13 protein-coding genes and 1 pseudogene are annotated in these 13707 nt (G+C 38.7%); 13 read left to right on the forward strand and 1 reads right to left on the reverse strand.

From position 1 onward, the window contains the following. Positions 1-163, reverse strand: a pseudogene (locus RWZ05_RS07140) (Ldh family oxidoreductase); the annotation flags it as partial. A 580-nt stretch (positions 164-743) separates the two neighbouring features. Between RWZ05_RS07140 and RWZ05_RS07145 the strand changes: the two are divergent. The 13 genes from RWZ05_RS07145 to RWZ05_RS07205 all read left to right on the forward strand — a co-directional run bounded on the left by RWZ05_RS07145 (position 744) and on the right by RWZ05_RS07205 (position 13609). Then, the gene (locus RWZ05_RS07145; protein ID WP_314643216.1) at positions 744-2747 is read left to right on the forward strand and encodes a molybdopterin-dependent oxidoreductase; all 2004 of its coding nucleotides are present in this window, start codon (positions 744-746) and stop codon (positions 2745-2747) included. A gap of 130 nt (positions 2748-2877) precedes the next feature. Then, complete coding sequence (gene brnQ / locus RWZ05_RS07150) at positions 2878-4209, forward strand: branched-chain amino acid transport system II carrier protein (RefSeq protein WP_314643219.1); 1332 nt, start codon at positions 2878-2880, stop codon at positions 4207-4209. 149 nt (positions 4210-4358) lie between these two features. After that, positions 4359-5432, forward strand: coding sequence for an iron-containing alcohol dehydrogenase family protein (locus RWZ05_RS07155; protein ID WP_314643220.1), 1074 nt, complete (start codon positions 4359-4361; stop codon positions 5430-5432). 44 nt (positions 5433-5476) lie between these two features. Beyond that, positions 5477-5713, forward strand: coding sequence for a DUF1653 domain-containing protein (locus tag RWZ05_RS07160; RefSeq protein ID WP_314643224.1), 237 nt, complete (start codon positions 5477-5479; stop codon positions 5711-5713). Between the two features lie 8 nt (positions 5714-5721). After that, positions 5722-6498, forward strand: a complete 777-nt coding sequence (locus tag RWZ05_RS07165; RefSeq protein WP_314643226.1) for an HAD family hydrolase — start codon at positions 5722-5724, stop codon at positions 6496-6498. 193 nt (positions 6499-6691) lie between these two features. After that, entirely contained in the window at positions 6692-6913 is a 222-nt protein-coding gene (locus RWZ05_RS07170) for a hypothetical protein (RefSeq protein ID WP_314643228.1), read from the forward strand. Positions 6914-7054: 141 nt separating this feature from the next. Beyond that, positions 7055-7696, forward strand: coding sequence for a peptidylprolyl isomerase (locus RWZ05_RS07175; RefSeq protein WP_314643231.1), 642 nt, complete (start codon positions 7055-7057; stop codon positions 7694-7696). Beyond that, positions 7686-7967 carry a GIY-YIG nuclease family protein gene (locus RWZ05_RS07180; RefSeq protein ID WP_314643234.1) on the forward strand — a complete coding sequence of 94 codons (282 nt, stop codon included), beginning with the start codon at positions 7686-7688 and terminating at the stop codon, positions 7965-7967. The genes RWZ05_RS07175 and RWZ05_RS07180 overlap by 11 nt, the downstream gene beginning before the upstream one ends. A gap of 52 nt (positions 7968-8019) precedes the next feature. Next, entirely contained in the window at positions 8020-8478 is a 459-nt protein-coding gene (locus RWZ05_RS07185) for a DUF1934 domain-containing protein (protein WP_314643235.1), read from the forward strand. Beyond that, on the forward strand, positions 8444-10177 hold the full coding sequence (gene argS / locus RWZ05_RS07190) for an arginine--tRNA ligase (protein WP_314643237.1): 1734 nt from the start codon (positions 8444-8446) through the stop codon (positions 10175-10177). The genes RWZ05_RS07185 and argS overlap by 35 nt, the downstream gene beginning before the upstream one ends. Before the next feature lie 15 nt (positions 10178-10192). Next, on the forward strand, positions 10193-11803 hold the full coding sequence (locus RWZ05_RS07195; protein WP_314643239.1) for a CTP synthase: 1611 nt from the start codon (positions 10193-10195) through the stop codon (positions 11801-11803). 9 nt (positions 11804-11812) lie between these two features. Continuing rightward, positions 11813-12250, forward strand: coding sequence for a helix-turn-helix domain-containing protein (locus tag RWZ05_RS07200; RefSeq protein ID WP_207798782.1), 438 nt, complete (start codon positions 11813-11815; stop codon positions 12248-12250). Positions 12251-12463: 213 nt separating this feature from the next. Then, positions 12464-13609: a low temperature requirement protein A gene (locus RWZ05_RS07205; RefSeq protein WP_314643243.1), complete on the forward strand. Its 1146-nt coding sequence runs from the start codon at positions 12464-12466 to the stop codon at positions 13607-13609. Positions 13610-13707: the final 98 nt, after the last annotated feature.

The raw sequence follows: 13707 nt of genomic DNA on the forward strand, positions 1-13707 counted from the left end.
GTTGCATACCATGGCTTTGAATACCGAACAAGTCGGAAGTCAAAAGTACGTCTTGGATGATATCAGCTTCTTTTTCGGAGAAACCGAATTTTTGGAAAGCGTCCATGCTCAATTTTTTCAATGTTTCATAAGGGAATAACACAGTGTTTTTTGCGTCTGCCATCGTTAAAACCTCTTTTCAGAAAATATGTACCTGATATAGCAACTACACTTAAAAAATCATGAAATTAACATGATGCATAGTGTGCTCTATATCCTCTCAAATGACAATGTCAGTATAGCACAGAAATTAGTGAGATTGAATAGTCTTACAGTCTGAATAACATTACTAAATACGCATACGTGTAGGTGATTTTAATCACATGTTCTGGAATGTGTTCATGAAATGACTGATTATACCTAAAACTATATGGTTATGACTTTTAGTAATAGGTGTATGATTTTTTTATAGATTTATGGTATTTTTATAGAGCTTATTAGTATATCTGTTTAGAGGTAGAGTAAGAATGATAATGGATAGATATCGATAAAACTTGAAATATTAGGATATACATATAAAAATAAGTGATGAGGTCATAAATATAATGTGATAACTGAATGTATTGATATACATAATGTTGCTAAATTCCGAACTCTTTTAGAGTTAGAATGTGTGCAAAAGGTTACACATATACAGACCGTACTATACTATAATATAAATATACATCCTATAGTTTATATAATTTATAAGCGAGGTGCTTATTTTGAAAGAATATAAGTCTGTTTGTCCCTATGATTGTCCTGATGCATGTGGGCTAATTGTAAGTGTTGAAAATAATAAGGTAATATCTGTGCGCGGTAATAAGGATCATGCTTTTACCCGTGGTACATTATGTCCGAAAATGGTGCACTACGAAAATGTTATCCATTCTCCATTGCGCTTAGAACACCCTATGAAGCGTATTGGGAAAAAAGGTATTGGGGAAGACCAATATGTACGTATTAGCTGGGATGAGGCGCTAGACACAATAGTAAATAATTTCAAGCACACTATTGATACTCACGGTAGTGAAAGTATCTTACGGTATTCCTACGCCGGAACAATGGGCGTCATTCAAAGCCCCGCAGCAGACTATTTCTTTCGTCGTATAGGTGCTACCGATCAAGATAGAGGTATTTGCTCGCCTGCGAAACAAGCGGGTTTTCGCTCAGTTTATGGCGATACGTTGGCTATTAAGCCACAAGAGGCCCAACATAGTGATTTAATTGTACTGTGGGGCATAAATGCGACCGCTACAGATATTCATATCTTACATGATGTAAATATTGCTAAAAAGAATGGGGCTCAAGTTTGGATTGTTGATACCCATAAAACATATACCTTTAGTCAAGCTCATGAACAGCTTATCGTAAAACCCGGTAGTGATGGGGCACTAGCACTAGGTATGCTTCATATCATTCACCGTGATGGCTTGGCCGATTTAGAGTTTATTAATCAACATGTACAAGGGTATGATCAGCTGGTAGAAGAAACGTTAATTGACTTCACACCAGAGAAAGCGTCTGAAATATGTGGTATTTCTGTAGAACGTATGACTGAGTTTGCTCACGCTTATGCTAAAGCTAAGGCTCCATTTATTCGTCTTGGCAGTGGGTTGTCTCGCTACGGCAATGGCGCTATGACTTGTCGTGCTATTAATGCATTGCCCGCTGTTGTGGGAGCGTGGCAGCACCTTGGTGGGGGTCTGTTATCAAGTGCTAGCGGTAGTAAATTCGTCGGTAAAGAGGTGATGCAACAGGCTCACGTTCATGCTCCTGCAAAACGATTGATGCCCATGATAAAATTAGGTGAAATGCTTACAAATCCGTCAGGTACTGCAGTACATAGTCTTTATGTATTTTCTAGTAATCCTGCAATAACAGCACCTAATCAAAATGTTGTGCGAAAAGGTTTGATGCGTGATGATTTATTTACTGTAGTTCATGAACGTTTTTTTACAGATACATGTAAATATGCGGATATCGTTTTGCCTGCTACCACATCAGTTGAACATGATGATATATATAATTCTTATGGACACTATACTATTGGAACAGGATATAAATTAATTGATCCGATTGGTGAATCTCGCTCTAATTGGCAAGTCATTGCAGAATTGGCGAAGCGAATGGGCTTGAACGATGAGTTCTTTAATCTTAGCGAGCGGGAGCTAATAGACCAAATTGTGCGCACCTCTAATCGTATATCCAAAGAAGACCAAGATTTGATTCTTAGTGGTGAACCTGTAGAGATGACTATGCCTACAAATTATAAGATGGATTTTAAAACACCATCTGGTAAAATTGAGCTTTATAATCCTCACGATGTAGAGCCCCTCATTCGATATATGCCACCGTATGGTGATGCTGCGCCATTCTGGCTTATCAATGGTAACGATATTCGTATTTTGGATTCTAGCTTTTGCGAGTTAGACTTTAATGATTCAGAATTGATGAAACTTCGTATCCATCCAGAAGATGCAAAATTATATGACATTACTAATGGTTGTGACATAGAAATATATAACAACCGTGGTCGCCTAAAAATTAAAGCTTATTATGATGATGAGGTACAACAGGGTACATTAGTCACTCTTGGTGTATGGTGGCAATCCCAATCTAGCGACCCTGAAGTTGCTATCAATGCACTTACCGCAGATCGCCCTACCGATCAAGGTTGGGGCAGCACTTTTTATGATGTACAAGTTCATATAAGAAAACTTTCCTAGTTAAATCCCTTTACTTATGGGAATAACGTTATGCTAATATGGAATAGTAAGAATGTTTTCTTGTATACTCAACCCCCTTTGGATTATAATAATAATATTATTTTTATATAACCTAAAGGGGGTTACATTTATGAATGGTAACGACAACTTGTCGACCCGTGCCTATTTGGCCATAGGCATGATGTTATTCGCCCTATTCTTTGGGGCCGGGAATTTGATCTTCCCAGCGGCCTTAGGTCAACATGCTGGTAGTAATGTAGGTTGGGCTTTGCTCGGCTTCGTATTAACAGGTGTAGGCCTTCCACTTTTAGGTGTTGTAGCGATGGGTTACTCCTCCTGTAAAGACGTTGAAGAACTTGCGAGCCGTGTTCATCCGATTTATGGCTTGTTGTACACAGTTGCTCTTTACTTGAGTATCGGTCCAATGTTTGCGACGCCACGTACTGGTACTGTAGCTTATGAAATCGCAATTAAACCTTTTACTGAAGGTTTAAGCATGAATATGGAACCAATTTTCTTGGCATTATTCTTTGGTGTTTCTTTGTGGCTATCCATTAGCCCTCACAAGCTTGTTAATCGTATCGGTAATATTTTGACACCAGCATTGCTAATTGCAATTCTGTTGTTAATTATTAAATCCTTTATAACTCCGCTAGGCGGCTATGCAGTGCCACAACCTGCTTATGGTGATGCACCAACAGCTGTGTTACAAGGTTTCTTGGATGGCTATAATACGATGGATGCGTTGGCTTCTGTAGTATTTGCTATTCTTGTAATCGACTTTGTACGTCTCAGTGGTGCTACATCTCGTGCTGTGGTTACAAAAACAGTAATGGAGGTTGGTGCTATTGCGGTAGGTCTGCTTGGTATTGTGTACGTGTTTATTGCTAACATTGGTGCTACAAGCGTGGAACGCTTCGGCTTATTTGACACAGGCGCTCCAGTATTGTCCGTAAGTGCGAACTACTTGTTTGGTGATTTTGGTCAAATCATTTTGGCTATTATCGTTCTATTAGCTTGTTTGTCCACGAGTATCGGTCTTATTACCTCTTGTGGTACGTATTTCCACAAGTTGACACCGAAGATTAGCTATAAATTATATGTAGTAATTTTCTCCGTAGCAGCATTTGGCCTTAGCATGTTTGGTTTAAAAACCATCATTAGTGCAGCAATTCCAGTATTGATGCTCTTGTATCCGTTAACGATTGTAATCATTTTGTTAGCACTTCTTAATAATGTGTTCGGTGGTCGTCGCTGCGTATACGCATGGACAATGGCTTTCACAATGATCTCTGCTCTTATGACTGGTCTTGAAACGGCAGGTATTGCACCTGCTGCATTGGAACAGCTCTTTACTCAATATATTCCATTCCAATCTGCTGGCATGGGTTGGGTGAGCTTTGCGGTATTAGGCTTTGTTGTAGGCCTTATCCATAAAGGTCTCGTGCCCGAAAATAAATAATAATAGTAAAGGTTCTATGCTTTCGTTTTGTGAAAGTATAGAACCTTTTTATGTTTTGATTGTTGTCATATAAAATTGATTTTGTGTGTAGAAGTTTCTATAATAAGGATAAATAAGGATATAAATGATAAAAGAAGGAAGGAAATTTTATGCGTAGTACTCATTGTTTACCTAGTTATAGTTTTGGAGGTCATGATGTATTTGACGCTATTCCAAAGTTTACAAAATTATATGGCAAGTCTGTAGCTATCATCGGTGGCGAAACAGCTCTTTCTAAAGCTTTGCCACACATTCGTCCAGTGCTTGATAAAGCGGGAATTAAGGTGCTAGATATTATCCACTTTGGTGGAGAGTGTACTTTTGCTCGAGGCAAGGAAATTGCACAAATGGCATCTGTAAAAGATGCGGACTTTTTGTTTGCTGTTGGTGGTGGTAAGGCCATGGATACGGTAAAAGTAGTAGCTATAGAGTTAGATGATAAACCATTCTTTACAATTCCAACCATTGCCTCTACTTGTGCAGCAACGTCAGAAGTGGCAGCTGTATACACGGCAGATCATACTTTTGATGACGTAGCTTTTGTAAATCATCCTCCTGTGCACTGCTTTATTGATGCTGATATTCTCGTAGAAGCACCAAGCCGCTACTTGTGGGCAGGAATGGGAGATACTATTGCAAAACACTATGAAACTCATCTTTCTGCTCGCAATCGCGAGCAAGACTATAATACTCAGTTAGGCCTTACTCTAGCTTCTATGTGTAGTGAACCAATTTTAGCACATGGTATACAAGCCTATAAAGATAGTCAAGCTAATAAACGTAGTGATGCATTTGATACCATTGCTATGACTGTTATATTTACTACCGGTGTTGTATCAGGTTGTGTTCCTATGGCATATAATAGTAACATGGCTCATGCTGTATGTTATGGCTGTGTTACTAATAAAGAAACAGAAGAAAATCATTTGCATGGTGAAATGGTAGCTTATGGCTTACTTATTTTGTTAACCGTTGACCAACAAATGGATGAGTTACAACGGTGGTTGCCAGTATATCGCGAATTAGGTTGGCCTACTAAACTTTCACAATTAGATCTTACTACATCTCATATTCCTCAAATTGTTGAAAAGGCTACATCTGTTCATGATATTGATGTATCTCCATATAAAATTACAGCAGATATGTTGACTAAGGCTATTCAATATATGGAATCTCTTGATTAATATGGTTTGTAACTGTTTGTGTATGTTATGTGATGAGGTTATAAATGCGAGAAATTGTAAAGGGTGGCTTATATCGTCATTTTAAAGGCATGTACTATTACGTGTTAGATGTTGCAACTCATTCGGAAACGAGTGAACAGTTCGTGGTATATCAAAAATTATATGATCAACGTGACTTATATGTACGACCACTAGATATGTTTTTGAGTGATGTGGACCATGAAAAATATCCAGATGTAAAACAAAAAGAGCGGTTTAAGTTGATGAGTGGACGTGACTAGGAGGGCCTGTGGAGCAGAAGTTTTTCTTTTTCGATATCGATAATACCCTAGCTGTATGGCCTGAAGGGAAAATTCCTGACAGTGCTCAATATTGTTTGGATGAATTAAAGCGCCGTGGTCATCGCGTAGCCTTAGCGACGGGACGTATCCAAGTAGATGCTAAACGCTTTGCGGAACAAGCAGGGCTTACCGATTTTGTAGCGGATGGTGGTCATAGCATTACCGTCAATAATGAATTGGTGTCCATGATTGGCATGGATCGCGATGCGTGTATTAAATATTTAGAATACCTAGAGGCTCATAATATTCCTTGGGCTGTTACGGACCGTAATCACTTAGGTCGCATTACACCGTATAAGGAAATTTTGGAATGGCATCCTAATTGGGATGTATTTAAAACGACCGTAGATCCTAATTTTGACTTTCATAGTGTGGAAGAGTTTTATAAGATTTATGTGTTCTTTAAAGAAGGAGAAGAAGAGGAGAAAGAGATTGAGCATATGACGCACAAGCTGATCCGCTATGGCGAAGGCTGTGTTTTGTATGAACCAATGGAAAAGGCATTAGGTATTCGCAATATGCTTGAGCATTTTGGAATGAAACCAAACCAAGCTGTTGTATTTGGCGATGGCTATAATGATTTATCCATGTTTAGCCCTGAATGGCTTAATATTGCCATGGGGAATGCGCGCCCTGAATTAAAAGCAAAAGCGGATTATATTACTACGGACTGTGATAAGGATGGCATTTATAATGCGTGTAAACATTTTAAGTGGATCGATTGATTTGTAGTTAATTCCCTTAATTAAAGTGAAATTTATATGAATGTTTAATTTTTGTAGCTGCTGCAAATCTTAACACACTTATTGATGCCACTAACCGCTTCAACAGTGACAATGCTGCATTTGCTCAATTCCAAGCAGAAGGTTTGGCTCAATTGAAAGGCGGCTTCGCAGAAGGTGAGATTATAAAGCTAATATGGAACAAAGCAAAAAACAAATCGAAAAATTGAAAAAAGAGGGTAAAAAAGGTTATGCGGCAGCAATGGAATCTACGCTTCGCTTAACTACTCTTGTAGATAACTTGGAAAGAAATCCTCAAAAAGCTGATAAAGCAGCTGTAGAAAAAGAGCTTTCCGAAATCGAAGCATTGCTTAAGAGCATAAACAACGACCGTGGTCAAGTGCTTGCGGATCGTTAATTTAATGATTTTTTAGAATATTTTGGCTTTCAATACGAGTGTAATATGATATACTAAAAAAGAGCCGCTCACGGGTTGAGCGGCTTTTCTATGTGAATTTTAAATACATGTTAGTATATAGGATATATTTTTGGGGGATATATGAACTGGAAACGTTTGGCTTTATGCGCGATGTTGGGGATTACAATGCTTGGTACAGTGGCATGTGGTACAAAAAGTGGGGAACAACCACAAGGTAATACTGTAAAGGCAGAATCTGTAACCATGCCTAACTTCTCTAACACGCCAATTGCTGATGAATACGCTATTTTTGATACAAATTATGGTCAATTCAAAGTTCGTTTGCTAGGCTCTAAAGCGCCGATTACAGTAAAAAACTTTGATTATCTAGTAAAAAAAGGTTTCTATAACGGTGTTACATTCCACCGCGTTATCGAAGGCTTTATGATTCAAGGTGGGGATCCAGAGGGCACAGGTGCTGGTGGTCCAGGCTATACAATTCCTGATGAATTCTCTAATGACCTACATTTCAACAAAATGGGCGTCCTTGCTATGGCTAACCGTGGTCCGAACACTGGGGGCTCCCAATTCTTCATTACCTTAGGTCCTACAGATTGGCTAGATAATAAACACACTATCTTTGGCACTGTAGTACAAGGTATGGATGTTGTGGAAAAAATCGGTAAAGTAAAAACTGGCCGTAACGATAAGCCTGTAGAACCAGTAATTATTAATTCCATTACATTGGAACCGATTACTGATGATGCGAAAAATGGCAAATAAGGAGGCTAGGTCTGAAGAACGGCACTATGTGTATTTAGTGCGTTGTTCTGATGATTCCTTATATTGTGGCTGGACTACAGATCTTGAGCGCCGTATAGAGGCGCACAATGGCTATATTCCCGGTGGTGCCAAGTATACGAGGGGCCGCCGCCCTGTGACCTTGGTATATGCTGAAAGCTTTCACCATAAACAGGACGCCCAACGTAGGGAATATGCCATTAAACAGATGACAAAGACTAAGAAGTTGAGGCTCATTAAGGGTGCAAAATAGTCATTAATTATGGTATAATATGATGATTAATTACTACCATGGAGGTCGAAAAATGAAGCGGGTTCTAGTGTCCGTAAAAAGTGTACAACGAGATATGGACGGCAAGGATACCGTAGTGGAACTGATTTCCCCAGGTACATCACATGAAAAGGGTAATGCTCAGTATGTGCGTTACGAAGAATCTAGTGTGACTGGTTTAGATGGGGTAAAGACGACCATTAAAATCCATGATGACTCTATTGTTTTGCTCCGAACAGGGGCTGTGAATATGCGTCATCAATACGTCCGTGGTGAAGAACGCGAGTCCGTGTATGAAACGCCGTATGGCGATTTACACATGGCCGTAAAAACTCATGAATTAACAGTAGACTTTCACGAAGGCGTAGGTCATGTTCATTTAGGATATGACATTTCCGTCGAAGGTGAATGGCAATTTTATAATCAGTTAGATATAGACGTGCGGGAGGATACAGAGCATGGAAATGAAGGAAATCCTGAAATCGGGGATTGAACAGGCATTACAAGATACGATTAACAGCGGTGGCTTACCAGCTGGTGAATATCCAGAAATCGTTCTCGAAGTGCCACCTCAAAAAGAGTTCGGTGATTTTTCTACAAATATCGCTATGCAATCCGCTCGTGTAGCTCGTCAAAACCCTCGTGCTATTGCAGAGGCTTTGATTAGCCATATGAATTTTGATTGGCTTGAACGTGCTGAGGTTGCTGGTGCAGGTTTCATCAACTTCTTCTTGAAATCTGATATGGTGTACGATACGTTGAAAGCCATTTTAAATGCTGGCGATCAATATGGTGTTCAACCATTGCGTGCACGCGATACGATTCAAGTAGAATACGTAAGTGCAAACCCAACAGGTCCTTTGCACGTGGGTCATGGTCGAGGTGCTGCGTACGGTAGTGCACTTGTAAACTTATTGCGTGCAGCAGGTTACAATGTACAATCTGAGTACTATATCAATGATGCGGGCAACCAAATTGACAACATGGCTATCTCTATCGAGTACCGTTTCCAAGAGTTGCAAGGTGCCACATTAGTATTCCCACCTAAACGCAATGAAGACGGTTCTATGCCTGAATTTGACATTCCAGAAGGGGCTCTCGTGTTCCCAGAAAATGGTTACCGTGGTCCTGATATTATTGAAACTGCAAAAGCTATTGCAGAACGCGAAGGCTTTGATAAATTAAATGCTATGAACGAAGCAGATCGTATTGCCTTGTTCAAAGAGGAAGGTCTTAAAGAAAAACTAGCTCGCCTAGAGGAAACATTGAGAAACTTCCGCGTTACTTTTGATAATTGGTTCTCTGAACGTACTGTTCATGAAACTGATGAAATTCATCATTCCGTAGAAGCTTTAAAGGCTCTTGGCAAAGTGTATGAAAAAGGTGGCGCATTGTGGTTAAAATCTACTGACTATGGTGATGATAAAGACCGCGTAGTTATCCGTGATAATGGAGTTCCTACATATTTAGCAGCGGATATTGCATATCACCGCAATAAATATGACCGTGGCTTCAAAGAAATGATTGATATTTGGGGTGCTGACCATCATGGCTATGTGTGCCGTGTAAAAGCAGCTATGGCGGCTTTTGGTTATGATCCTGATAAACTAACAGTATTATTGTTACAAATGGTAGCGTTGTTCCGTGATGGACAACTTGTTAAATTATCTAAACGTAGCGGGGATAGTGTTACATTAGATGAATTAATTGAAGAGGTTGGCGTAGATGCATCTCGTTACTTCTTCTTGATGCGTTCTCTAGATAGCCAACTTGATTTTGATATTAACTTGGCTAAATCTCGTAGTAATGATAACCCAGTATATTATATCCAATATGCTCATGCTCGTATTCACAGCATTTACAACCAAGTGCGTGAAGCTGGCATCGCTTTTGGTGATTATAGTGACACTGATTTCACAACGCTTACAAGTGAAATGGAATTAGAATTAATTAAGAAATTAGCTGAATATCCAGAAGAGGTAGTTCAATCTGCCGAACATCGTGCACCACACCGTATTGCTCGTTACTTATACGATTTGGCAAGCATGTTCCATTCCTTCTACCGTCAAGGTCGTATCATTGGCGTAGATCCAGCGTTGCAACAAGCTCGTCTTGGATTAATCACAGCAATTGCCCTCGTACTTCGTCAAGGCTTGGGTATTTTAGGTATTTCCGCTCCGGAAAAAATGTAATAGGTGGGAGGCATCATGGCAACTAAGTATATTTTCGTAACTGGCGGCGTTGTTTCTTCTCTTGGTAAAGGGATTACAGCAGCATCCTTGGGGCGCTTGCTTAAAAACCGCGGTTTCAATGTAACAATTCAAAAATTTGATCCATATATTAATATCGATCCTGGTACGATGAGCCCTTACCAACATGGTGAAGTATTCGTAACAGATGACGGCGCTGAAACTGACCTTGATTTGGGCCATTATGAACGCTTCATCGATATTAACCTTAGTAAACGTTCCAACATTACCGCTGGTAAAGTGTACTGGTCTGTAATTAATAAAGAACGTAAAGGTGACTACTTGGGCAGCACTGTACAAGTAATCCCACATATTACAAATGAAATTAAACAAAATGTATACCGCGTAGGTAAAGAGGATAATGCTGATGTAGTTATCACTGAAATCGGCGGTACAGTAGGTGATATTGAAAGCTTGCCATTCATGGAAGCTATCCGCCAAGTGAAAAAAGAAGTAGACCGTAATGACGTACTTTATATTCACGTAACATTGGTGCCTTACATCAATGCAGCAGGCGAGTTAAAAACTAAACCTACACAACATAGCGTAAAAGAATTGCGTAGCATCGGTATTCAACCAGATATCTTGGTATGCCGTAGCGAAAAACATATTTCTGATGAAATGAAAGAAAAGCTTGCTTTGTTCTGCGACGTAGAACCAGAAGCAGTTATTGAAAATCAAACTTGCAGTTCCATCTATGAAGTACCATTGATGATGCAAGATCAAGGTCTTGATGACATCGTTATCAAAAAATTAGGTCTTGAAGAACGTCCTTGCGATATGACTGCATGGAAAGAAATGGTTCACAAAATCTTGAATCCAAGCAAAGATATTACAGTGGCTATCGTTGGTAAATATGTAGCTTTACATGATGCCTACCTTTCTGTAGCAGAAGCTTTGAGCCATGCTGGTATTGCAACAGATACTAAGGTACATATTCGTTGGATTGACTCCGAAGAACTTGATGATTTATCCGTTGATCCTAAAGATGTTTATGAAGGTATCGATGGCATCGTTGTACCAGGTGGTTTTGGTTCCCGTGGTGTAGAAGGTAAAATCCGCACAATCCAATACGCTCGTGAAAATAATATTCCATTCTTGGGCCTATGCCTTGGTATGCAATCTGCAGTAATGGAATTTGCTCGTAATGTATGCGGTATGGAAGGTGCTACTTCTAGTGAATTCGATGAAAACGCTAAATATAAAGTAATCGATTTGATGAGTGACCAAGTAGATGTAGATAAAAAAGGCGGCACAATGCGCCTTGGCATTTACCCATGTAAAGTAGAAGCGGGTACAAAAACTCGCGAAGCCTATGGGGAAGACCTTATCTATGAACGTCATCGTCACCGTTATGAATTCAATAACGAATACCGTCAACAATTGACTGATGCAGGCCTTGTAATTTCCGGTACATCTCCAGATGGCCGTCTTGTTGAAAGTATTGAAGTAAAAAATCATCCATTCTTTATTGGTACACAAGCACATCCAGAACTTAAATCTCGCCCAAATAATGCACACCCATTATTCCGTGGTTTCGTAGATGCAATCTTAGAACTAAAAAAATAGATTAAAGCGATGGGATCTATTTTATCTATTATAGGTATGCAGTCCATCTCTGATTATGAAAAACAAAAAAGCTATCCTACCTTTGCAAATTTGGATAAGATAGCAGAATATTTTAATGCAACTCCAACCCAACTATTTGGAACTAGTAAAGAGATTGAGTTAGAAAAGAGTGTTCTTGAATCGAATGAATACTTTGATAAAGTAAGTGAGATTTTAAAAGCTGTCAAATACATCGAGCATTTCCTACATACTAATGGACAACACTTAGAGGATTTACTTTACCTAACAAGAGGCAACCAACTATACACAGAAGATGGAGAAGAGTTGTATATTGATCCAACTTCTCAGGAAAGAACAGTTCATAACCAATATGAACCTGGTTTTATTGTAGCAAGAGAGAAATCTCCACTCGAACTCTTAATTGAAAATAAGGAGCTATTAGATTAAATAAAAAAAGCGAGTTTTAGGCTCGCTTTTTCTATTGTATAATCTTATTCTTCATTATCAATCGTCAAACCCTCCGCCTGTAAGCTGGTACGTGAAAATGTGCTCCAAGGTTTTGACAATTCGCGTCACATGAAGTTATTTAAGCATCTCGTTCTCTTTCATTACCATTTTCTGTTATAATAAATAGTACTTCTAAAATAGAAAGGTCTTAAGATGACAACTCTTATTAAACATAAACGTGTAGAATTTTCAGAACTTTTTTATGACCTAGTTTTTGTTTTTGCAATTTCAAAAGCAACTGCTTTAATTCACCCTCTTCATAACGTTGTTTTATCTTGGGATTCTTTACTTGATTTCTTCATCTCTGTTATGGTTATCATCAATTCCTGGATGATTCAAACCATTTATACCAATCGCTATGGAAAGAACTCGTTATTTAATATGGTAATCATGTTTATCAACATGGGACTTCTGCTCTTTATATCCAATATGATTGGATACAATTGGCAACAATGGTACTATCATACCTGTTGGGCTGTTGGCACATTAACCCTTACCTTATTTTTTCAATATTTGGTTGAATTTTTTAGAGAATCAACCGATAATGCTAATCGGGAAAGTATCAAAGGTTTTCTATGGTTAACAGGTCTACAAAGTTTAGGAGCCTATCTGGCAGCTCTTTTTCCTATTTACGTTGGAGTCTATATCTTTATTGCTAGTATTCTGCTAACATTTATTGTGCCAATTTTCTTGATTACTAAAGATGAGCATTTCCAGGTAAATCTTCCCCATTTAATCGAGCGCGTCTCCCTTCTTGTCATTATTACGTTTGGAGAGATGGTTATTGGGCTAGTTAGCTTCTTTACAGTCGAGAATTTCTCGATTTATTCGGTTCTAAATTTCATTATCATGCTTTCTCTGTTCCTGTTTTATTTTGGTGAATTTGACCATGCTATTGATGAAAAATCTAATCAAAAGGGACTATTTCAAATTTACAGTCACTATCCTATTTTCATTGGGCTTATGTTGATGACAGTTTCGATGGGTTTTCTTCTGAATCCTGAGGCTAATCTTCTCGTTGCAATCAGCTTCTTTTATATCGGAATTGGCCTCTTCCAAGCTGCTGTCCTAGCAAATGGGCCCTATAACAAACACTATCTTAGCTATTCGAAAAGTTACTACTGTATCCAAGCGACACTCTATCTGGTTGCCTTGATTCTGGCTTTGGTTTTCGCTTCTAATCCTACAATAGTGCTGAGTGTTGCAACCATTTTTACTCTAGCTATAGCTAGTCATTTTATTTATTTTTATGTGACACAGAATAAAAAATATTCCAAATCTAACTGGGGGATATTTTAATGAGATTATAACATAAAAAAAGCTTTGGGAACCAAGGCTTTTTTTTCATTAATTTGTTTTTCCATTTTATCCTCCGATTTGAACTCGCACTGACATTT

This window comes from uncultured Veillonella sp. (genome assembly GCF_963543145.1).
Classification (GTDB): Bacteria; Bacillota; Negativicutes; order Veillonellales; family Veillonellaceae; genus Veillonella.